The sequence below is a fragment of the Ruegeria sp. HKCCA5929 genome (genome assembly GCF_013034525.1).
GTDB lineage: Bacteria > Pseudomonadota > Alphaproteobacteria > Rhodobacterales > Rhodobacteraceae > Ruegeria.
The window spans coordinates 237,776-259,490 of record NZ_WQGE01000002.1 but is presented as its reverse complement, the minus strand read 5'-3'; the positions used below and the strand labels follow the sequence as shown (position 1 = coordinate 259,490).

General features: G+C 56.8%; 23 protein-coding genes. 7 read left to right on the top strand and 16 right to left on the bottom strand.

Annotated features, from left to right (window positions below):
- Nucleotides 1-22: 22 nt before the first annotated feature.
- Nucleotides 23-754, top strand: a complete 732-nt coding sequence (locus GOV90_RS06035) for a hypothetical protein (RefSeq protein WP_171094386.1) — start codon at nt 23-25, stop codon at nt 752-754.
- A gap of 6 nt (nt 755-760) precedes the next feature.
- Here GOV90_RS06035 and GOV90_RS06030 read toward each other — a convergent pair whose 3' ends face one another.
- A complete protein-coding gene (locus GOV90_RS06030; RefSeq protein WP_171094491.1) occupies nt 761-1,123 on the bottom strand; it encodes a DUF3307 domain-containing protein in 363 nt (120 codons plus the stop codon).
- 245 nt (nt 1,124-1,368) lie between these two features.
- On the opposite strand from GOV90_RS06030, the gene GOV90_RS06025 reads away from it, so the two are divergent.
- Complete coding sequence (locus tag GOV90_RS06025; RefSeq protein WP_171094489.1) at nt 1,369-4,365, top strand: cyclic nucleotide-binding domain-containing protein; 2,997 nt, start codon at nt 1,369-1,371, stop codon at nt 4,363-4,365.
- A gap of 4 nt (nt 4,366-4,369) precedes the next feature.
- Here the strand turns inward: GOV90_RS06025 and GOV90_RS06020 are convergent, their stop codons facing one another.
- From GOV90_RS06020 to GOV90_RS05980, 9 genes are all read right to left on the bottom strand, one after another.
- Entirely contained in the window at nt 4,370-4,657 is a 288-nt protein-coding gene (locus GOV90_RS06020; protein ID WP_171094487.1) for a helix-turn-helix transcriptional regulator, read from the bottom strand.
- Between the two features lie 112 nt (nt 4,658-4,769).
- Nucleotides 4,770-6,002 (bottom strand): mandelate racemase/muconate lactonizing enzyme family protein, encoded by a 1,233-nt coding sequence (locus tag GOV90_RS06015; RefSeq protein WP_171094384.1) that lies wholly within the window; start codon nt 6,000-6,002, stop codon nt 4,770-4,772.
- Nucleotides 6,003-6,021: 19 nt separating this feature from the next.
- On the bottom strand, nt 6,022-7,116 hold the full coding sequence (locus tag GOV90_RS06010; RefSeq protein WP_171094382.1) for a Zn-dependent alcohol dehydrogenase: 1,095 nt from the start codon (nt 7,114-7,116) through the stop codon (nt 6,022-6,024).
- Nucleotides 7,117-7,198: 82 nt separating this feature from the next.
- On the bottom strand, nt 7,199-8,398 hold the full coding sequence (locus GOV90_RS06005; RefSeq protein WP_171094380.1) for a TCR/Tet family MFS transporter: 1,200 nt from the start codon (nt 8,396-8,398) through the stop codon (nt 7,199-7,201).
- Between the two features lie 96 nt (nt 8,399-8,494).
- On the bottom strand, nt 8,495-9,211 hold the full coding sequence (locus GOV90_RS06000; protein ID WP_171094377.1) for an alpha/beta fold hydrolase: 717 nt from the start codon (nt 9,209-9,211) through the stop codon (nt 8,495-8,497).
- A gap of 12 nt (nt 9,212-9,223) precedes the next feature.
- Nucleotides 9,224-10,012, bottom strand: a complete 789-nt coding sequence (pcaD, locus tag GOV90_RS05995) for a 3-oxoadipate enol-lactonase (RefSeq protein ID WP_171094375.1) — start codon at nt 10,010-10,012, stop codon at nt 9,224-9,226.
- Nucleotides 10,013-10,073: 61 nt separating this feature from the next.
- Entirely contained in the window at nt 10,074-11,048 is a 975-nt protein-coding gene (locus tag GOV90_RS05990) for a threonine/serine dehydratase (protein ID WP_171094373.1), read from the bottom strand.
- Nucleotides 11,045-11,875 (bottom strand): alpha/beta fold hydrolase, encoded by an 831-nt coding sequence (locus tag GOV90_RS05985; protein WP_171094372.1) that lies wholly within the window; start codon nt 11,873-11,875, stop codon nt 11,045-11,047. Before GOV90_RS05985 ends, GOV90_RS05990 begins: the two co-directional genes overlap by 4 nt.
- Nucleotides 11,875-12,561, bottom strand: a complete 687-nt coding sequence (locus GOV90_RS05980) for a haloacid dehalogenase type II (RefSeq protein WP_171094371.1) — start codon at nt 12,559-12,561, stop codon at nt 11,875-11,877. The genes GOV90_RS05985 and GOV90_RS05980 overlap by 1 nt, the downstream gene beginning before the upstream one ends.
- Nucleotides 12,562-12,687: 126 nt before the next feature.
- Here GOV90_RS05980 and GOV90_RS05975 point away from each other — a divergent pair, with 126 nt between their 5' ends.
- Complete coding sequence (locus GOV90_RS05975) at nt 12,688-13,116, top strand: peptidylprolyl isomerase (protein ID WP_171094369.1); 429 nt, start codon at nt 12,688-12,690, stop codon at nt 13,114-13,116.
- Between the two features lie 33 nt (nt 13,117-13,149).
- On the opposite strand, the gene GOV90_RS05970 is transcribed toward GOV90_RS05975, so the two are convergent.
- Genes GOV90_RS05970 through fabA form a run of 4 tightly spaced genes read right to left on the bottom strand, consistent with a single transcriptional unit; the run spans nt 13,150 to nt 15,972 of the window.
- The gene (locus GOV90_RS05970; protein ID WP_171094367.1) at nt 13,150-13,329 is read right to left on the bottom strand and encodes a hypothetical protein; all 180 of its coding nucleotides are present in this window, start codon (nt 13,327-13,329) and stop codon (nt 13,150-13,152) included.
- A gap of 58 nt (nt 13,330-13,387) precedes the next feature.
- Nucleotides 13,388-14,179 carry an enoyl-ACP reductase gene (locus GOV90_RS05965; protein WP_171094364.1) on the bottom strand — a complete coding sequence of 264 codons (792 nt, stop codon included), beginning with the start codon at nt 14,177-14,179 and terminating at the stop codon, nt 13,388-13,390.
- A gap of 5 nt (nt 14,180-14,184) precedes the next feature.
- A complete protein-coding gene (gene fabB / locus GOV90_RS05960) occupies nt 14,185-15,414 on the bottom strand; it encodes a beta-ketoacyl-ACP synthase I (protein WP_171094362.1) in 1,230 nt (409 codons plus the stop codon).
- Between the two features lie 48 nt (nt 15,415-15,462).
- Nucleotides 15,463-15,972 carry a bifunctional 3-hydroxydecanoyl-ACP dehydratase/trans-2-decenoyl-ACP isomerase gene (gene fabA, locus GOV90_RS05955; RefSeq protein ID WP_093964585.1) on the bottom strand — a complete coding sequence of 170 codons (510 nt, stop codon included), beginning with the start codon at nt 15,970-15,972 and terminating at the stop codon, nt 15,463-15,465.
- Between the two features lie 186 nt (nt 15,973-16,158).
- Here fabA and irrA point away from each other — a divergent pair, with 186 nt between their 5' ends.
- Complete coding sequence (gene irrA / locus GOV90_RS05950; protein WP_171094485.1) at nt 16,159-16,575, top strand: iron response transcriptional regulator IrrA; 417 nt, start codon at nt 16,159-16,161, stop codon at nt 16,573-16,575.
- 4 nt (nt 16,576-16,579) lie between these two features.
- Here the strand turns inward: irrA and GOV90_RS05945 are convergent, their stop codons facing one another.
- Nucleotides 16,580-17,476 carry a LysR family transcriptional regulator gene (locus GOV90_RS05945; protein WP_171094360.1) on the bottom strand — a complete coding sequence of 299 codons (897 nt, stop codon included), beginning with the start codon at nt 17,474-17,476 and terminating at the stop codon, nt 16,580-16,582.
- 83 nt (nt 17,477-17,559) lie between these two features.
- On the opposite strand from GOV90_RS05945, the gene GOV90_RS05940 reads away from it, so the two are divergent.
- Nucleotides 17,560-18,357 carry a phytanoyl-CoA dioxygenase family protein gene (locus tag GOV90_RS05940; protein ID WP_171094358.1) on the top strand — a complete coding sequence of 266 codons (798 nt, stop codon included), beginning with the start codon at nt 17,560-17,562 and terminating at the stop codon, nt 18,355-18,357.
- Nucleotides 18,358-18,363: 6 nt separating this feature from the next.
- Here GOV90_RS05940 and GOV90_RS05935 read toward each other — a convergent pair whose 3' ends face one another.
- Nucleotides 18,364-19,227: a glycosyltransferase family 2 protein gene (locus GOV90_RS05935; RefSeq protein WP_171094356.1), complete on the bottom strand. Its 864-nt coding sequence runs from the start codon at nt 19,225-19,227 to the stop codon at nt 18,364-18,366.
- 122 nt (nt 19,228-19,349) lie between these two features.
- Between GOV90_RS05935 and miaB the strand changes: the two genes are divergently transcribed.
- Nucleotides 19,350-20,669, top strand: a complete 1,320-nt coding sequence (miaB, locus tag GOV90_RS05930; protein ID WP_171094354.1) for a tRNA (N6-isopentenyl adenosine(37)-C2)-methylthiotransferase MiaB — start codon at nt 19,350-19,352, stop codon at nt 20,667-20,669.
- 172 nt (nt 20,670-20,841) lie between these two features.
- The gene (locus GOV90_RS05925; RefSeq protein WP_256367900.1) at nt 20,842-21,606 is read left to right on the top strand and encodes an outer membrane beta-barrel protein; all 765 of its coding nucleotides are present in this window, start codon (nt 20,842-20,844) and stop codon (nt 21,604-21,606) included.
- Nucleotides 21,607-21,715: the final 109 nt, after the last annotated feature.

Here is a 21,715-nt window from a genome sequence, read left to right as displayed (position 1 = left end):
TGGCAACGAAGGTGGCCCCGCTATGACTGACAAACAGACCAAAGTTTTGATCCTAGGCAGTGCCCCTTCGGCGTTGGAGGCACGGGCTTGGTCTCGCAAGTCTTTCACGCATGTCGTCGCAATCAACAACGCTTGGCGCATTCGCAAGGATTGGGACTTTCTGATCCATCCCGAAGACTTTCCAATTGAAAGACGCCCAACGGATATCGGCCCCACACAACGTATCGTCACGGCGAAGGATTACGTCCCACGACAGAACGAATATGGTGGATTCGTTTATGCAGGCGGAACCATGGCCTTTACCGCTGGGTATTGGGCGTTGTCGGCTTTGAACCCGGCTGTAATGGCGTTCTTTGGATGCGATATGGTGTATTCAGGTTCAGGGCAGACCCATTTCTACGGAACCGGAGCAGCGGACCCGCTGCGAGATGATGTGACATTGCGTTCGCTTGAAGCCAAATCTGCACGCCTTGGGCTGTTTGCAGCCGCACAAGGGTGCAGAACTGTAAGGCTGTCCAGTGAGCCTAGCCGTTTGGTATTCCCCTCAACCGGTCTATCGAACCTTTCTGCGTTGCCCCTTGTCGATACAATCGGAATGCGTGCAGCTCAGCAGGCCGAGCAAGACTTGGGTTATTCTGTCGAGTCGGGCCGGTATTGGGAGGTCGAGCACAAGTTCGACCCGGCAGAGATTGATGCGCTGGACAGAATGTGGTTGCAGGCCTATCGGGCAGGCGAGTTAGAAAACGCGGCGTAGCCTGACTCAGGTTGCCGCGAAAGTTACCCAGGCCCAGACCATCGCCACATATGTCAGGTTGTGCATCAATTGATCCAGCCCGGCTGCGCGCCAAAATGCGGCTTGGGAAGGTTCCAGGCGATTCTTGTCGGAATAACTGGCTTTAACGAAATCGATATTGAAGTGGATGATCCATTCCAGCGCGGCGACGATTAAAATGAAGGTCAGGGGCGCACCAAACACAGCAAACACAATGACAGAGCCCGCGACATGCACAGCAGCATGTTGCGCGCGTCCCAAGTGAAAATACTCACCACGTCCAGCAAGCATCTTCGGTGTCTGGAGGTAAAAGTCAGCGAACATATGCTTTACAAGCAGCAAGCAAAGCATAAGGAACACTGCGCCAAAACTGGCAGTCAAAAGAACCCTCCCGATATCGTCCTGTTAACCACTCTAGGCAATTAGATGGGCATACGTAAATGAACTAGTTCACATAAGCTTAAGAATTCGCGTAATCGGGAAAAAAATTGCTAATTGTGTCTGGATGGCAGTAGAGTCATGCTGTTGAATTTGCGTGGATAACATCTGAACCGCGTCGTCGGTCAGCAGCAGGGGCAGGTTCCATAGAACGAACGATTTTCCGCTTTATCTGGAAGTACTCCAAACGCGACCAGCTGATCTTGCTGGCCGTGACAGCAACGTTGTTCCCGCTGCTGTACCTGACGCTGGAACTACCAAAGCGCATTATCAACGACGCGATTGGTGCACCCAACCCGGAAGTGACCATCTTGGGCTATACGATGTCGCAGACGAATTTTCTGGTCATTCTGTGCTTTGCGTTTTTAGCGGCCGTGTTGGGGCATGGCCTGATGAAAATGCGCATCAACACCATGAAAGGTGTGCTGAGCGAGCGGATGCTGCGACGCTTTCGCTATCAGTTGATCAGCCGCGCATTGCGCTTTCCGCAACCCTATTTCGAGCGGGTCAGCCAGGGTGAGATGGTGTCGATGATCACCGCTGAAAGCGAGCCGATGGGCGGGTTGATGGGGGACGCGATCAGCCAGCCTGTGTTGCAGGCCGGTCAGATGATCACGATCCTGACCTTTCTGTTTTTGCAGAGTTTTTGGTTTGGTTTGGCCGCTGTGGCGTTGATCCCGGTGCAAGCGTGGCTGATCCCTAAGCTGCAACGCCAGATCAACCTGCTGAACAAAAAGCGTATTCAGGAAGTGCGGGTGCTTGCGGCCCAAATCGGTGAAAACGCTGCAGGGGCATCGACACTGCGCACAAATGGCGGCTGGCGGTATCGCCGGGCGATGATCTCCGACCAATTGGGGCGGTTGTTCGGCATCCGGTTCGAGATCTACCAGAAGAAGTTTTTTATGAAATTCATAAACAACTTCATCTCTCAACTGACGCCATTCATGTTCTACCTGATCGGTGGTCTGCTGGTGCTGCAAGGCTCGGTTTCGCTGGGGGCGCTGGTTGCAGCGCTTGCAGCCTACAAGGACCTGAGCTCACCTTGGAAAGAGCTTTTGACTTACTACAACCAGACGCAGGATATGTCCCTGCGTTGGGACGTGGTGATTGACCGCTTTGCGCCAGGTGGGATGCAGGACGAAGCCCTGTTTGAGGGAGAAGCTGACGCACGCCCTCATCTGAACGGCGACATAGTGCTGGATCATGTTTCGGTTCGGGACATGGACGGCAATCAGGTGTTGGACGATCTGAACCTCAGCTTTCCCGGCGGGAAGACAGTCGGCATTTCGGCACCCAGCGAAGAAGACAGACGGGCAATTGCGGAACTGTTGACGCGTGAAATCTTGCCGACTGGCGGCACGGTTCGGATTGGCGAGGTCAACCTGGCCGAATTGCATCAAGGCGTCGTAGCCGCACGTATCGGGTATGCCACGTCGCGCCCCGTCATGTTTCAGGGTACGCTAGGTGACAATGTGATGATGCCGATGCGGTTCCGTCCTTTGGCACATAGTACAGATGATCCCGATTTCGCAGAAACCTTGCGGGCGGGGAACAGTTCCGATCCGTTCAAGGCGGATTGGCTTGATCCGTCTTTGGCCGGACTTCAGGACGCGGCCGCTCTGCGCGATTGGTGGCTGCAACTGATCGACGGCATGGGCTCGGGCGCGGCCCTGTTTCAACGCGGTGCTGAACAAACCTTCAACGCAGCCGAGCATTGTGAACTGGCTCATAAACTCGTCCAGCTGCGACCGACTGTGCGTCAGGCTGTTCAGGATGCGGGGCTTGAACAACAAGCGTTGATTTTTGATCGTAACCTGTACAACCCGGCCCTGCCTGTGGCCGAGAACCTGCTGTTTGCCACGCCCTGTGTGCCGGTGAACCACGCCTTACTGGTGGAACAGAAGGTCTTTCTGGGCCAATTGCGAGAGTTGGGCCTGGATGAAACACTGATCGCATTGACCCGCGACGTGATCGAGATGTTGCGCCAGATCTTTGGCCTTGACGGAACGGATCACCCATTGTTCCGCAAGCTTGGGTTGGATGCACAGACTTATGAAGCCGCCGTGGATTTGGTGGAACACACGCGCAAGGAAGGCTCGGCGGGGCTGGATGATGAACAGCTGGCCAATATGCTGGCTGTGCCGTTTGTAATTTCGGCCGAACAGATCGGGCCTGCGTTCACTGATGAACTGAAGAACCGTATCCTCGAACTGCGGCACAGCCACTCTGATAAGCTGATGGAGCGTTTGAAGGATGTCTTTGTTCCTTTGGACCCCGAAGTTTACGCGCCGGGGCTGACAGTCATGGAAAATGCGCTGTTCGGAAAAGTCAGTCAGATTGGCGGTGCCCGTTCCGATGAGGCGCGTAAGCTGATTGTTGATGTGCTGGCCGAAAACGGTGCGCGGCCATTGGTGACGGAACTGATTTATGACGTGCCGGTGGCCTTGGGTGGTCAGAACCTGCCCGCAGTGTTTGCAGAGCCACTGGCCTTTACCCGGGCCACGATCAAAAAACCGGACATCCTGATCCTGGAAAGCGCTTTGGCCAGCTATGACATGAAAACGCAGGTGGCCGTCTACAAGAAACTCCGAGAGTTGCTGCCTGAAACAACTGTCATCTACCTGAACGATCAGTTCGAAAATCCCGATGTATTCGACATGTACGTGGAAATCCGGCAAGGTCGTGTGGTCTCGGACGGAGGACCGGTCGACGTGGAAGAAGACAGCGCAGCATCAGCAGACCTGGCGCGAAAATTGCGAGCCTTGGAACAAACCCCTTTGTTTTCGGGTCTGGACCGGCGGCAGTTGCGTCTGCTGGCCTTTGGTGCACGCTGGTTCGAAGCCGAGCCGGGGCAGGTGGTGTTCCTGAAAGACGATCAACCAACCGATGGTGCCTATGTTGTGCTTGAAGGTGAGGCCGGTCTGTACTTGCCACAGGACCAAGGACCGGATCAGCTGATTACCACAGTAGGGCCGGGTGCTTTGGTCGGAGAGCTGGGATTGATCCGCAAAGAGCCGCGCGCGTTGAGCATGGTGGCAGAAACTCAGCTTTCCTGCCTGCGCATCGGTGAAGAGGAATTCCTTGCCGTTGTCGAGAACGACGCTGCAACCGCCTTCAAGCTGCTTCAGGTGATCGCAGGCTACGTCTCCAGTTAAGCGATCAGCTGTCTTCTGCGCAGAACAGTTTGTAGAGCAGACCAATCACCTGTTCCGTGTTCCCATCCCGCAGGGAATAGTAGATCGCCTTGCCTTCCCGGCGGGTCGAAACAAGCCCTTCTTCGCGCAGGCGGGCCAACATCTGGCTGACAGCGGCCTGTCGCAACTCAAGCAAATTCTCAAGTTCACCCACGGATTTTTCACCGTCACCAAGGTGGCACAAGATCATCAGCCGCCCTTCATGGGCCAGCGTTTTCAGGAAAGCAGCCGCGCGCGCGGCGTTTTCTTTCATGTCCGGCAGAGTGTCTGTGCTGCGTGCCTGAGGATCGGTTTGTTTGAGTGCCACGTTTTGACCGTTGTTCCGATTATTATCGGAACAATATGCCTCAAACACGCTGGTGTTGTCACCCCTCGGTTGCCGGTGCGCCGCCTTGAAAAGCGTTGCCATTGACGTAATCGCAGGGCTCTTCCTGCATTTGCAGATGTAGGTCGCGGCCCTCATAGGGATGCGCGCGGGCCAGTGTTTCGTCGACATCAATTCCAATGCCCGGCGCTGTTGGCGCGGTCACGAACCCGTCCTCAACCCGAAGAGACCCTTTGATCAGTTGATCGTGAAACGGTGTTTCGATGCTTTCCAGCAACAGCAAATTAGGGATCGACGCGGCCAGATGGACATTGGCGGCCCATTCCACCGGACCCGCATAAAGATGCGGTGCCATCTGTGCGTTGAAGACCTCAGCCATTGCGGCAACTTTCTTCATCTCCCAGATCCCGCCCGCGCGTCCTAACGCCGGTTGCAGAATTTCCGCGGCCCCGGCGCGCAAAACGGCGCCGAATTCGGCCTTGGTTGTCATGCGTTCGCCGGTGGCGACGGGGATGCGGACATTGCGGGCGACGCGGGCCATGTCTTCGATCATGTCTGGCGGCGTGGGTTCTTCGAACCAAAGCGGTTGATAAGGCTCCAACGCTTGCCCCAGCCGAATGGCCCCGGCGGTGTTGAATTGACCATGCGTGCCGAACAGCAGATCGGCCTTGTCGCCCACGGCTTCGCGGATCGCCTTGCAGAAGGCAACTGACATGGAAATATCGCTCATGGCGGGCATGTGGCCGCCCCGGATCGTATAGGGGCCCGCCGGGTCGAATTTGACGGCAGTATAACCACGCTGCACCATTTCAGCCGCCGTTTCGCCAGCTTGCTCAGCAGATATCCAGAAATCAGTCAGATTATGCTGGGGCAGGGGGTAAAGATACGTATAGGCCCTGATCCGGTTGTTCATCTTTCCACCCAGCAAAGCGTAAACCGGGCGGTCTCGGTCCTTGCCCAGAATATCCCAGCAGGCGATCTCCAACCCCGAAAACGCGCCCATCACGGTCAAGTCCGGTCGCTGGGTGAAGCCGCTGGAATAGGCGCGGCGGAACATCAGTTCGATGTTTTCCGGGTTTTCACCCTGCATGTGCCGCTCGAACACGTCCTGAATGACATGACGCATCGCCTCTGGTCCGACGGAGGAGGCATAGCATTCGCCCCAGCCGGTGATGCCAGTGTCTGTCGTCACCTTGACCAGTATCCAATAGCGCCCACCCCAGCCCGGCGCAGGCGGGGCGGTGACGATAACGTCGAGATTCTGTAGTTTCATCCCAAATCCTTTCGGAGGGTCAGGTCCTGTCGAACAGGATCACATTGCGCTTGGCCGATCCGGTTTTGGTGTCGGCAATAGCCTCGTTGATCTGATCCAAAGACCAGCGGCCCGAGATCAACTCATCCAGCTTCAGCCGCCCTTGTTGATAAAGGTCCACCATCCACGGAATGTCCCGCTGGATCACCACATCGCCCATCTTCGACCCAACAACGCCCTGACCCAGCGCCGCCAGAACAACGGGTTCATAACTGGCCATGTCACCTGAATGCGGCATCCCGATCATGATCGCCTTGCCGCCAAGGCCAAGATAGCGTGGCGCCTGATCGTAAGCAGGGATCGCGCCAACCGTGATCAGAACCGCATCCGCACCACGCCCGCCTAACGCCTTGTAAGCGGCTTTCCACGGCTGGTCCAAACTGGCTAACACGCCGTGGGTCGCGCCGAATTCCTTTGCGATCTCAAGCTTTTCTTCGGTCATGTCCACGGCCACGATCCGCCGCGCGCCGGCAATCCGCGCGCCTTGAATGGCGTTCAGGCCAACGCCGCCCGCACCAATGACCACAACGTCTTGGCCGGGGCGTAGACCAGCGGCATTGACCGCAGCACCGACTCCGGTGATGACCCCGCATGAGAGCAGGCTAGCCAGATCCTTGGGCAGGGTTTCGGGGATTTTGACGATTTGGCGGTGGCTCACCACAACTTTTTCAGCAAAGGCGCCGCACGCCATGGCCTGTTCGAGTGGACCGCCATCACCGGTCTTCAACGGGCCTTTTACCGTATCGTATGGGGTTTCGCAGATTGTTGGTTTTCCGCCCGCACAGCTGGGGCACGTTCCACAGGCACGGATCAGCGTGACAACCACAGGGTCGCCGACTTTGAAGCCCCCAGCGGCATCACCAACGGCGCTGATCACGCCTGCGGCCTCGTGACCGTAAACGGCCGGTAGGAATCCGCCCCACGCGCCATCGGCGTAGGATATGTCCGAGTGGCAGATAGCTACGGCTTCCAGCGTAACCTCGACTTCGCCCGTGCTGGGGGCTGCGAGTTGAACCTCTTCGATCACCAAAGGTTCGCCAAATGCCCGGCAGACTGCGGCTTTGATTGTTTGCATGTTATCTCTCTCTCCCGTTGCGTTCACGGTGGCCCGGGAAACGGCAACTCGCAAGGCAGAAACCGCCATTTGCGTGTCGTTGTTACGCCACGACAGGGCTGGATCTGCGGAACAAAAGGAAACCCGCCAGCATGAGCACAAGTGCCAGCAGGAAAGGTGCGCCAGGCAGGTAGAGCGGCGTGTCGGGCCGAATGAACTGCGCAAAAATCGATGTCATCAGCAAAGGTGAGATCACCATCGACAACGCGTGTAGTGCGGTCAGAACACCTTGCAATTCGCCTTGCTGCGAATCTGGCGTGGCCTTGGACATCATGGCCTGAAGAGCAGGTGTGATGACCGCCCCGATGGCCGTTATTGGAATGAGAAGCAGCGCGATGAAGCCGTTGGTCAGGAAGGCCAGAAATGCGAAGCTGATGATCTCAAAACCCATTCCGTAGACGATTGTACCTCTTTCGCCCAGAAACCGGATGGCAGGCCGGATCAATCCGCCCTGCACAATGGCCATGCCTATGCCGTAGACACCCAAGGACAGGCCAATCATCTGTGGGGACCATCCGAATCGCTCGGTCGTGAAATAAGACCAGATAGCGGGGTAGACGTAGATGGACACTGAATACAGGAAATACACCCAAAGCAACGGTCGGATACCGGGCAAAGATGCGATGGCGTTCAGCGAATTGAGAGGGTTTGCGCGTTTCAGGCTAAAGGCGCGTCGGGTCTTGTCGGTCACGGTCTCTGGCATAACGAAATAGCCTATGCAAAAGGTCAGCGCTGCCAACCCGGCAGCGGCCCAAAACGGTGCGCGCGTGCCATATTCACTGAGCAATCCACCAATCACAGGCCCAAGGACGAAGCCCATGCCAAAGGCGGCCCCCAGCAGGCCAAAGTTAGCGGCCTTGTCTTTGGGGTCGGACACATCTGCCATAAAGGCCGCAGCGGTAGCGTGGGTCGCTGCAGTTATACCGCCTACGATACGCCCTATCAGCAACAACCAAATGCTGCCCGCAACAGCCATGACAACATAATCCAGCGCCATGACAAACAGGGACACCAGCAGGACGGTTCTGCGTCCGTACGCGTCTGACAGGTTTCCAAGTATGGGCCCAAAGATAAACTGCATCGCGGCGAAGGCAGTGCTTAGGACGCCGCCCCAGATCGCTGCATTGGCGAGCGAGCCGCCCTGAACCTCGACGATCAGTTCCGGCATGATCGGCATCACCAGACCGATGCCCATGGCGTCGATCATGACGATGCAGAGGACGAAGAAAAACGGCAGACGCATAGGACCCGGCAAGTGATCTGTTCAACGCACCCTAAGCACAGATTGTAACCGAGAAAAGCGAGAGTTGATTGCGGGTCGAACTGCCGTTGCGACAGGTCAGGGCAGTTTGTCCGCCAGTTCTGACAGGATTTGCGCAAGCTCGCGCGGGTGCGAGAAGAACGGGGAATGCGAACTGTCGATGGTGCGGCGCATTTCTTCGGGGATAAGGGCGCTCATCGTTGCTTGGTATTCGGTTGGTACCGTGTGATCGTCCGTGGTGCGGATATACGCCTTGGGCACAGTGTCGAATTTCGCACCTGTCGGAAGGGGCGTTTCTTGCGGGCGAATGGCCTGAGGGCACAGGCGTGCATAGGCGTAAGGCAGGATATTGTCGGGGCAGTCATGGTAGAATAGCTGGGGAATAGCTTCGGCAGACACGGTGTATGACAGCCCATCCGGGGATTTCTCAACCGCGTGTGCAATAGTTTGCCTGGGGCCAAGCCTGCGCATCTCGGCCATGGAAAGACCGTCTTTGGGTACATAAGCGCACAGATAGATCAGCGCGCGCATGGTATCGGGTTGCGCTTCGGCGGCGGCGCTGATCGGGTAGCCGCCCCAAGAATGGCCAACGATGATTGTATCTGATGTGCTGGCGTGCAGCACGGCGTCGCGGCAACTGTCCAGCGTGACCTCGGCTACGGGCGTGGGGTCAGCGCCATGGCTGGGCATGTCGATGGCTTTGGCAGAATGCCCCAGAGCTTCAAGCGCGGGGATCAGGTCGCGCCAGCACCATGCGCCGTGGCAAGAGCCGTGGACCAACAGGAAAGACGCCATTGCCGTTCTCCTTCAGATATGTCCGATTTCGTTCAGAAAACCAGTCAGGATTTCTGCATATTCCGCTGGTTTTTCAACGCAGGGCAAATGCCCGGCCCGACGCATCAGCTGGAACCGGGACCCTGGGATCAGATCGACGGTCTCTCGCACCAGATCGGGGGGTGTTGATCCGTCTTCGCTGCCTGCAATGCCCAAGGTCGGCAGGCGCAGCCCACTCGTTGGGGTATAGAAATCGGTGCCTGCAATGGCCGAGCAGCAGCCCAGATACCCTTCAGCCGGTTGGCCCACCATCATGTCGCGCCATGGCAGGTGGTTTTGTGCGGCGCGGAAATCACGCGAAAACCAACGCTCCATCGTTGCGTCGGCCAATGCTTCGATCCCGCCCTTGCGCACGGCCTCAATCCGATCCTGCCACACCGAAGGAGTGGCGATTTTGGCGGCAGTATTCGAAAGAACCAATGCCCGGACCTGATCCATGCGCTTGACGGCAAGACCTTGGGCAATCATCCCGCCTATGGACAAGCCCACGAAAACACAGCCGCGGACCTGTAGGTGATCTAACAACGCCTCTGCATCGCGTATCAATGCGCCCATCGAGTACGGCGCGGTCGGCACCGAGGATTGCCCGTGACCACGTTTGTCGTATCGGATGATGCGCAGCCCTTTTGGCAAATGCGGCAACACCGCATCCCACAGGTGCAGGTCGGTTCCCAAGGAATTGGCAAAGACCAAGGGCGCACCGTCTGTTGGGCCGTCGATGCGGTAATTCAGTTTCACGTCGCCCAGATCAACGATCTTCATGACTGGCTTCCTTGTCGCCATGACCTTTTGGGGTGCAACATGCACATCTAGTGCAGCCCTGTCAGGTCAGGAATTCCAACGCCCTGGAAAATACTGCCGGATCGACATTGCCGCCAGATGCAACAACGATCACGTCATCGCCTTCGATCTGGTCGCCCCGGAACAGGGCCGAGGCCAGGGCCACCGCGCCGCCGGGTTCCAGTACGATCTTGAGACGCAGGAAGGCAAGCGCCATGGCGCGCAAGGCTTCTTCTTCGGTGACGGACAAGCCCGGACCGCACAGGCGGTTGAGAATCGGAAACGTGATGTCTCCGGGTTGTGGCGTCAGAATGGCGTCGCAGATGTTACCTGAAGCTGCGTTGTTGTTTTCAATCTGCCCTGAGGCCAGCGAGCGTTTGACGTCATCGAACCCCTCTGGCTCACAAGGGCGCGCGCGCAGGTTCGGCGCATGTTTTTCCAGGGCCAGAGCGATGCCCGAGGTCAGGCCGCCCCCGCCGCAACAGACCAGCACGTCTGCCTGAGTGACGCCCAGATCCGCTGCCTGACCGGCGATTTCAAGGCCGGTGGTGCCTTGGCCTGCAATAACCAGCGGTTCGTCATAAGGTCGGATCAGGGTCAGTCCGCGCTCGGCTGCGATGGCTTCGCCAATTTCTTCGCGCTTTTCATTCGCACGGTCATACAGAACAACTTCGGCCCCAAGCGCGCGGGTGTTTTCGATCTTCAACTGAGGGGCGTCCGACGGCATAACGATAACCGAAGAAATGCCGTGCTTTGATGCCGCCATTGCAACGCCTTGTGCGTGGTTGCCCGAGGAATACGCAATCACACCGCGCTGACGTTCGGCTTCTTCCAGTGCCGAAATCGCGGACCAGGCCCCGCGAAACTTGAAACTGCCGGTATGTTGCAGACATTCCGGTTTGACCAAAATCCGACGTCCGGCGAGATTGTCGAGAAATGGAGAAGACAGGATCGGTGTCTTTCGGATGTGTCCGTTCAGCCGTTCTGCTGCGGCTTCGATCATCTCGATTGTGCTCATGCGGTGTTCTTCAATACCTTTTGTATGAGATCCAAAGACTGGGGTTCGTTCAGAAACGGAACATGCCCACGATCGGGAACTTCGGTTGAGATCAAGCCTGGATGGCGGTAGTGCATTTCGGCAACTGTGTCGGCACTCAGAACATCGGAATTCGCCCCCCGGATAACACCAGTCGGAATGTCCCGCAGGGCTTCAAAGAACATCCACAGATCAGGTGTCGCCCCGCTTGCAGCCTGTTCGATCAGTGCCTTTCGCAGTGCCGGATCGTAGCGTAGCGCCAACCCATCCTCGTGTTTTTCGTACTGAATTTCGGCCTGCATGCGCCAGGTTTCCAGGGAAACGCCGGGGAATTGAGGCTCCATTACCTGTTTCAGTGTCAGAGCGGCCTCATCATAGGTTTGCGCAGTCGGTTGCGTGCCGACATAGGCCATGATCTTGGCAATACCGGAAGTTTCAATGACAGGTCCAACATCGTTCAGGATCACCCCGGCCAGCCGCTCGGGATGGCTTGCGGCCAGGGCCATGGCGATCAGACCACCCCGCGAGGTTCCCAGAACGAAAGTCTTCTCGATCCCCAGTACATCCAGCAGTTCGATCGCGTCATGCGATTCACGAAAGATGTTGTAGTTCATGAAATCGGGATCATAGTCCGACCGGCCACGCCCTCTGTAATCCATCGCAATCATGCGCAGGTCAGCGGCATGAGGGGAAAAAAATGAAAAGTCGCGGCTGTTTCGGGTCAGTCCGGCCAGACACAAAAGCGGCGTGCCCGTGCCCGTTTCCTCAAAGTAGATGCGCTTGCCGTCCGTGGTTGTGAAGTTTGACATCAAAGCCCTGCGAGTTTTGGGATTGTGGTTAAATCGGACAGCACATGGGCTGGTGTCCAGGGCAGGCGGTCCATCGGTTCACCGATCCGGTTGACCCACGCAGTGACGAAACCGTACCCGCTGGCACCTGCCGCATCCCAACCGTTTGAGCTGACGAACAACACCTCGTCACGGGCGCAGTCAAACCGTTTCTGGACCAGATCATACACGCGGGCATGGGGTTTGAAGACACCTACACTCTCAACCGACAGAACATCGTCCAGCACATCGCCGATTCCCGCAGACTGCACAGCGCCGTCCAGCATGGGGGGCGAACCGTTGGACAGGATCGCCGTTTGCAACCCGCCTGCCTTGAGGGCTTTCAACATGTCGGGAACTTCGGGGTAGGCTTGCAACTCCCAATAAAGATCAAGCAGACGTTGGCGTAGTTTCTGGTCGCCTTGCAGTTCAGCGGCGTCCAGCGCCCAATCCAGCCCGTCCTGAGTGACATCCCAAAAATCGGCATGGGCATCCGCCACTGCGCGCAGCCAGGTATATTGCAATTGCTTCAGGCGCCAATGCCCCGCGACTGTTGGCCATTTGTCCTTGAGGGCTTCAAATCCTGGTTCGTCGGCAGCCTGGCGCGCAGCAGCCGCAACATCAAAAAGTGTTCCGTAAGCATCGAAGACACAGGTGGTGATCGGCATGTGATCCTCCTCTGATCGCGCGCAGGTTGGCACAACAACGAGGGGGGTGAAAGAGCCAAGGGTTTACAACATTGTGTCAGGCTCTAGGGTTGGCCGCTCAATCCTGTAAAACGGCCGGAGGCCACGATGACCGAAATCAAACAAGGCGACACGGTTCGCATCCACTACACCGGGACGCTGCTGGACGGCCAAACCTTTGACAGCTCAGAGGGGCGCGATCCTTTGGAGTTTGTGGTCGGGTCTGGCCAGATTATTCCCGGCTTAGACAGTGCTATGCCCGGCCTGTCCGTGGGGGACAAAAAGCGGGTCGAGATTGCCTGTGTGGATGCCTATGGCCCCATTAATCCGGCGATGCGTCAGGAAATTCCTCGCGAAGGCATTCCCGATGACATCCCGCTTGAGCCTGGAACGCAATTGCAAATGCAGTCACCGGATGGTCAAGCTGTACCAGTCACCGTGGTCGGTGCGAATGAAGCGACTGTAACTTTGGACGCCAATCACCCGCTGGCTGGTCAGGATTTGATTTTCGATATCGAGGTGATGTCAATAAACTGACGCATGGTTCGGGCCGGTATTCCGGTCCGGCAATTATCCGATCAGTGTTTCAAGTGCTATGCGCACCTGCGGTTGCGTGAAAAAGACAAACGCGACCAAAAGACATGTCAGCGATAGCAGCAGAACTCTGGCCCGTTGGCTGAGAAAACCGGTTTTCTTCCGGGTTTGCGTCGCACGTGCGTTATTCGCAATGATTTGATCTAGCTTGCTCATATCGAATTCCTGCCGCCTAAAGATGGTGAAATCTTGGCAGCGGCAGGGAAAGATATGGTCACATGGATTCGGGCTGAGGCATCCCAAGAACGTGGAAACCACCATCGACGCGGATGATTTCACCCGACGTGCATGCGCCCGCATCAGATGTGAGGTAAACCGCAGTTCCGCCCACGGCCTCCAACGTCGCATTAGAACGCATTGGAGCGTTCTGGTCGCAAAACTTGTAGGTCTTGCGTGCACCGCCGATGGCTGCACCGGCAAGGGTTCTCATCGGTCCCGGAGAAATAGCGTTCACACGGATCCCGTCAGGGCCAAGGTCGTTGGCCAGATAGCGCGTTGCCGATTCCAGAGCCGCCTTGGCAACCCCCATGACGTTGTAATTCGGTACAACGCGGTTTGATCCTTGATAGGTTAGGGTCAGCAGCGAGCCGCCATTGTCCTTCATCATCGGATAGGCGCGGCGCGCCACTTCGATGAAGGAATAGGCCGAGACGTCCATTGAATGTTTGAAATTTGCCCGTGTGGTATTCAGGAAACGGCCGGTCAGCTCGGACTTGTCCGAATATGCGATGGCATGGACAACAAAATCGATGGTGGGCCAGCGCTGGGCCAGCTCGCCGAATGCACGATCCAGCGAATCGTCATCGGTGACATCTGCGTCGACCATGAAGTCGCTGCCAAGGCTTTGGGCCAAAGGCTCGAGCCGTTTGCCGAATGCCTCGCCTTGGTAGGTGAATGCCAGTTCTGCGCCCGCCTCGTGCATGGCCTTGGCAATGCCCCACGCGATTGAGCGGTCATTGGCCACGCCCATAATCAGGCCGCGTTTACCTTTTAGAAGATCCGACATCACTTTCACCCGTTATACTTTGACAGAATCATGGACCCGTTGGTGCCGCCAAAGCCGAAGCTGTTGGTCATGACACTGTCCAGTCCTGCGTTTTCAACCACTTCGGTCGCAATTTCACCGGGCTGGATGCCCTCGGCAAGCGTGTCGACATTGATCGACGGCGTAATGAAATCATGATCCAACATCAGCAGGCAGAAGATCGCCTCGAGCGCGCCCGCTGCGCCTTGCGCGTGGCCAGTCATCGACTTTGTTGACGAAATAGGTGGCACGTTACCTTCGCCAAAGATGCGGCGCACGGCTTCAACCTCCCCCACGTCGCCGACAGGGGTCGAGGTGCCGTGGGCATTGATGTAGTCCACTTTGCGGCCTTCGGGCAGAGTGCCAAGCGCCAGACGCATTGCACGCTCACCGCCTTCACCGGACGGGGCCACCATGTCATGGCCGTCCGAAGTTGCCGCGTATCCGGTGACCTCGGCGTAGATCTTTGCGCCACGCGCCAGCGCGTGCTCTAGATCCTCCAGCACGACGATGCCGCCGCCGCCTGAAATCACAAACCCATCGCGGTTTTCATCAAACGCGCGCGAGGCTTTGTCCGGAGTGTCGTTGTATTTCGAGGACATCGCGCCCATCGCGTCAAACAGGCACGAGAGCGTCCAGTCCAGTTCTTCGCCGCCGCCAGCAAACATCACATCCTGCTTGCCCAACATGATCTGTTCCGCCGCATTGCCGATGCAGTGCAGAGACGTCGAGCAGGCCGAAGTGATCGAATAGTTGATGCCCTTGATCTTAAACGCTGTAGCCAGGTTTGCCGAAATCGTCGAGCACATGCATTTCGGCACTGCAAACGGCCCAATCCGCTTGGTTGCACCAGTTTTCAGAACGGTTTGATGTGCCGTCAGCATCGCACTGGTAGACGGGCCGCCCGAACCAGCGACCAGACCGGTGCGTGGGTTCACAACCTGTTCTTCGGTGAGGCCAGCGTCTGCAATCGCCTGGCTCATGGCGATGTGGGCATAAGCGGCGCCCGGGCCCATAAAGCGCAAAGTACGCTTGTCCACATGCTGGGTCACGTCGATCTTGAGCGTTCCGGCAATCTGGCTGCGAAAACCATGTTCGACCATCTGCTCGTTGGCCTCGATCCCGGATTTGCCTGCTTTGAGCGAGGCCAGAACCTCTTCGGCATTGTTCCCGATGGAGGAGACGACCCCCAGACCGGTGACGACGACGCGACGCATAAGCGTACTCCTGTATTTCGTTTTCAGTGACGTGTCCGATAGCTGGGGTTAGCTTTCCGACAGTGCAACCTTCATATCTTTTACCTGATAAATTACTTCGCCGTCGGCTTCGACCCGGCCATCCGCCACACCCATAGTCAGGCGGCGGGTTTGAACAGCTTTGGTGAAGTCGACGTAATATGTCAGCATCTTGCGATCCGGGCGGACCATTCCGGTAAGTTTGACTTCGCCCACGCCCAGCGCATAGCCGCGTCCCTGCCAGCCGCGCCAGCCCAGATTGAAGCCGGTCAACTGCCAAAGGCCGTCCAAACCCAAACAACCGGGCATGATCGGGTTGCCCGGGAAATGGCAGTCAAAGAACCAAAGGTCAGGCGTGATGTCGAACTCGGCCACAACATGACCTTTACCATGCGCACCGCCATCGCCTGAGATATCGGTGATCCGGTCCATCATCAGCATCGGCGGGGCAGGCAACTGCGCGTTGCCGGGGCCGAATAATTCGCCGCGGGCGCATTTGAGCAGATCATCTTTGTCAAAACTGCTAGGGAACTGGGCCATTCTGCCGCCTTTCCTGCCGGGGGTCTGTCTTTACATCTGGCCTCGTCTATCACCCGTTTGCAAGGTCCTGCAAGAGTGGTGGCCCACATCATGTTGTGTACGCACCTAACTTTGCGAATGAATTTCATTTGAAATTGCCAACTATGCGCCCCTATATATAAACCAGCAACTATGGGTATCGGATCGATGACACCTCAGAGCCATGAAATAGCGACGGGTTGGCTGGTAAACGCCGGCTTGCGACCTACGCGTCAGCGTGTGGCGCTGGCTGAGCTTCTTGTGGGCGACGGCCGCCATCGCCATGTCACCGCAGAAAGCCTGTTTGAGTCTGCCAAGGCAAACGGGGACGCTGTGTCTTTGGCTACGGTTTACAACACCCTTCGCGCCTTTTGTGACGCGGGTGTTCTGCAGGAAATCACAGTGGACGGTTCGAAAAGCTATTTCGACACCAATACCCACGATCACCCCCATTTTTATTGGGAAGACGAAGCCCGCCTGAGTGATGCTCCGTCGGATCAGCTTGTGATTCACCGCTTGCCTGAAGCGCCCGAGGGCGTTGAGATTGCGTCGGTCGACGTTGTTATCCGGCTGCGCAAGAAATAGGGCGTCAAACCTGTTTCAAGCCTTCCTTTAAAACGCGTTCGGCCTGATCGACTGTTGGGTCAGCCGGGCCTGTGCCGTGTCGTGCCATAACCACGGATTCGGCGGCGTCCGGGTCGGTGATCGGAACGCCGACCAATCGCCGGTTGTCATAACTTACAGGGCTGGGCGGGCTGGCGTAACTGATTCCGATTCCCTCGCCATGCGCGGCAAGACTGCGCTGAATTTCCAGCGACGCTGCCCGGTGCGCGACTGTAGGGCGCAGACCCATGCGGCGAAACAGACCCAGGATGTGCTGCGCCGAAAGCCCTTCGGTCGACAGGATCAGAGGGTGCTCTGCGATGTCGGCCAGGGCAACGCCATCCGTTGACGCAAGCGGATGATCTGGCGGCATCAACGCCTTTGGCCTGCTGTCAAACAACTTTGTTCGGGTAAACCCGGCGTCCATGGTCAAATCGTAGGTGATCGCAATGTCGATCTGGCCGTCGATCAAGCCGTTAAGAAGCCCTTCGAAAGACGCGGCGACATAGGAAATCGCGACATTTGGGAAAGCGACGCGCAAATGATGCAGGGCAGGGGCCAATAGGAACGGGGCGAGGTCTGTGAAGCAGCCCAATGTGAATTGCGTCATTCCCGGCGTGGGTGATTCTGAGGTTTCGATTCGCGCAGCGGCGTTCAGCAAAGCCTCGGCCTGTTCAATAAACCTCCGACCCTGCGGGGTCAGGGCCATGGCCGCACCCCGGCGGCGAATGAACAGTGGGTGCCCAAGATGTTCTTCAATCCGTGTCAGCGCGGTGGACAGGGCCGGTTGCGATACATTCAAATACTGCGCTGCTGCGGACAAGCTCCCATGGCGTCCAACCGCGCAGACATATTCGTATTGGCGAAGGGAAATATATAACATGAGGTTATTTATAGCTTCGCAAGATATGATTTGAACAGAATGCATATTCAAAGCAAAACGGGGCAAAGCCAAAGGAGACCCGGATGCCACACCCACTCGTATCTCAAGCGATGATCGACACTTATCAGCAAGATGGTGTTGTTCTTGTCAAGGGACTGTTCGCGGATCACGTGGATCAGCTGCGCGAGGGCGTGGCAGCAAATATGGCTGAGCCCGGCCCCTTTGCCTCGGAAAACAAAAAGTCGGGCGAAACCGGGCGGTTTTTCGACGACTATTGCAACTGGACCCGAATTCCTCAGTTCCGCGAAGTTATCGAAAACTCACCGGCTGCCGAGGTGGCCGCCGATCTGATGCAATCGCAAAGTGTTCAGATGTTCCACGATCACGTGCTGGTCAAAGAGCCGGGCACGTCGATGGCCACCCCCTGGCATCAGGACGGGCCGTATTACTTCGTCGAGGGACAGCAAACCATCAGCTTCTGGTCTCCGCTTGATCCAGTCCGCCAGGCAACGCTGCGCTGTGTCGCCGGATCGCATCGGTGGGAGAAAGAGGTTCTGCCGACCCGTTGGGTGTCAGAGGAAGGCTTCTTCCCGGATGAAGGTCAGTACATTCAAGTTCCGGACCCGGATGCCGAAGGGATGCGGGTTGTTGAGTTCGAAATGGAGCCGGGTGACGCCGTGGCGTTCAACTATCGCACTTTGCATGGCGCGCGAGGCAACCAGTCGGACAGCCGTCGCCGCGCGTTCTCGCTGCGCCTGGTTGGGGATGATGCACGCTATGTTGAACGCCCGGGCCGCACCTCGCCCCCGTTTCCCGGTCACGACATGACACCGGGTCAGCGCCTGCGCGAGGACTGGTTTCCTATGCTGTTGCAGCGCTGAGGCGACTCAGAACCACTGACCTGATTCGATCAGACCCAGATCTAGCAACTGGCGGGACTGCCATTTAAACGGCACTGAGTTCCGCCAGCGAAAGCTGGGGATGTCAAAAGTAGACCCTGCATTTGTCTTCAGGGCTTTTGCCGCCCGAAATGAGCATACGGCCGCAGTCATGTTGTGATGCCATGGGCAGGAATAGGTGTTGTATTCCGGTTCATTGAATGTGTGGTCACGCTGCAAGATCAGCCCTTTTTGCGATTTGAACAGGGCGATGCGGTCAATCCGGCGGCGTTCGTATAGAATGTGTTCTTCAAACCGCCAGCGTAAACCACCCGAAATATCCAACTGCCGATCTAAAGGCTTACCGCTTGGGTCGTGGCGGGTGTGGGCATAGTAGCCCGTGCTGTCGAAGAGGGCGTGATCGGGCGCGACTCCGTTGGGATTGGTACTTAGATCATCGGCATAAAGGTCAATGACATAGCTGAGCATGGCATTGCGCCTTTCTTCGCTGTGAAAGGACAGCATTTCACCGACGCTGCGCGTTTCGCAAAAAGGAAAAAACAGGTATTCAGCGTTGTAACAGTAATACATCCAAACGCCCGGCGCGGCCTGGATAATCCTGTTTATGGTGTCAAACACCACGGATCGGGGCGTGCATTTCAGTGTGATCCGATGCACGTGATCGGCCAGGTCCGCGTCGAGAGCGAGGTCCTGAGGCATGAACACAAGCACCGACTTGAACCCCAACTGCAGGTGATGCCGCACGGTGCTGTCCAGCTCGACCTCGTCTTCGGCAAAAATCAATGCGATGGGCCCTTTGGCCAATGCAGTCTGACCCGATTTCAGAAAATGGTCCGGGGATTCGTACTTCATCGCGTGTTTTCGGTTTTGCCTTGCTGGAAAGTCCCGCCAAATTCGGGTAATTGCGCCCGCATTGCAAGCGGCGTTCGAAGCATATAGATGACGCCGGTCCCGCGAATGCAAAGGCCCGATCCATGTCCGAACCGAAGAAGCTGTTTATCAAGACCTATGGCTGTCAGATGAATGTCTATGACAGCGAGCGCATGTCCGAGGCACTGGGCGGGCAGGGCTATGTCGAAACCAAGACACCTGATGATGCGGATATGATCCTGCTGAACACCTGTCATATTCGCGAAAAGGCCGCGGAAAAGGTGTATTCTGAACTGGGCCGGTTCAAGGGTCTGAAGGCCGAGAAACCGGATCTGAAAATCGGAGTTGCAGGCTGTGTCGCTCAGGCTGAAGGCGAAGAGATCATGCGCCGCCAGCCTCTGGTCGATTTGGTTGTTGGCCCGCAAAGCTATCATCGCTTACCCGAGATGGAAGCCAAGACCCGCGCTGGTGAAAAGGCGCTGGATACGGATTTTCCTGAAGAGGACAAGTTTGAGAAGCTAAAAAACCGCCCCAAGGCCAAGCGTGGCCCGACGGCGTTTCTGACTGTTCAGGAAGGCTGTGACAAATTCTGCGCCTTCTGCGTTGTGCCCTATACTCGTGGTGCCGAAGTCAGCCGCCCGGCCGACCGCATTATTCGCGAAGCGCATGATCTGGTCGAACGCGGGGTGCGCGAGATCACTTTGCTGGGGCAGAATGTGAATGCCTATCATGGCGCGGGCCCGAACGGGGACATGACTCTGGCAGGTCTGATTTGGGAGCTGAACAAGGTCGACGGTCTGGAGCGGATTCGCTTTACCACGTCGCACCCCAATGACATGGCCGATGACCTGATCGAGGCGCATGGCACTTGCGACAAGCTGATGCCTTATCTTCACCTGCCGGTGCAGTCGGGTTCGGACCGCATTCTCAAACGGATGAACCGCAGCCACACGGCGGAAAGTTATCTGCGCCTGATCGAAAAAATCCGCGCTGCGCGCCCGGATATTGTGATGTCTGGCGATTTCATTGTCGGGTTCCCCGAGGAAACCGAAGAGGATTTCCAGGCAACGATGGATTTGGTCGAAGAGGTCAAATACGGCTACGCGTATTCGTTCAAATACTCGACCCGCCCCGGAACGCCCGCAGCCGAGAGGGCACAGGTTGACCCTGCGGCGGCGGATGAACGGTTACAAAGACTTCAGGCTCTGATCACCCAGCATCAGCGGGAAATACAGGATAGCATGGTGGGCCGAACCGTGCGTGTTCTGTTCGAAAAGCCGGGACGCCTGACCGGTCAAATGGTCGGAAAGTCTGAGTATCTTCATTCGGTCCACGTCAAAGGCCCCGAGATCGAGACTGGAGATTTGAAAGAGGTTCGGATCACCGAGTCGGGCGCCAATTCGCTGGCCGGAGAGCTGCTGTAAATCGGCAAGTATCCACCGGTCAGCCACCATAGTTGGTGTTTGTTTCCAAAATTTACCCTTGATTTATTGCTTGGAACTATGTTCGGAGAAGAGCCAAGTTTTTCCGGGCGTGAAGTTATGCGTTAAAAAACGGTTTTTGGCCGGTGTTGCGACCGGAGTGATGGAGGCACGAGTGACGACCCTTAAGAACTTCAGGATTTCAATACTTGGCAGAACACTTCCCGCAGCGTCACTTGCTACTCTTCTGGCTAGTACAACAATTGCAGGTGATCTGAAGGGCACAGTGAACGAGCCTGAAGTGATCAGCCCGACTAGTTTCGGCAGCGATGTCAGCGCCTTTTATCTGGGATTGGCCGGCGGTTATGGCTCGGGGGGCGATGATCGCTTCGGCCTAAGAACACCCGCCGGGTTGTTCGATGTCGGCGAACAGGATCTGTCTGGTTCTTACGGTGAGATTCGTGGCGGCTGGCGTGGTATCTTGCCTGCCAGAGGTGGCCGTGACTACGTTTATGGTTTGGAAATCGGGTACCAGTTCGGATCCTTTGATGACAGCGTTGGCACCCAGATTGGCGGCGTCGATGTTCAAGGTGGCACCGAGGTGTCCGATGTACTGGCGATCCGGTTTAAAAATGGTCTGACCAACCGCAGCGGCCGAATCCTGTATTTCGTCAGTGTCGGCTATTTGTGGGGTGATATTGAAACGACCAACAGCATCACATCTGGCGGTTCGACGCAGAATTTCGCGGTTACTGATCGGCGGAACGGATACTCTGCCAGCATTGGGGCTGAACATAAACTTACCGACAATTGGTCGATTACCGGTGAATATGAATACGTCCAGTTCGACTCGAAGACCGTCCAGTTCAGTTCAGGTTTTTCTACAAAGTCGACGCCAAAATACGGCGGTCTCAGATTTGGGCTGAACTATACGTTCTGATGCCAACTGGGACGGCATTTTTCGGCTGTTTTGTCATCCCCGCACTAAATTTTGAATCTGTGGCTTGCGCCCACCGAGTTTTGTTGTCTACGCTCAGGGTGAACAGCCA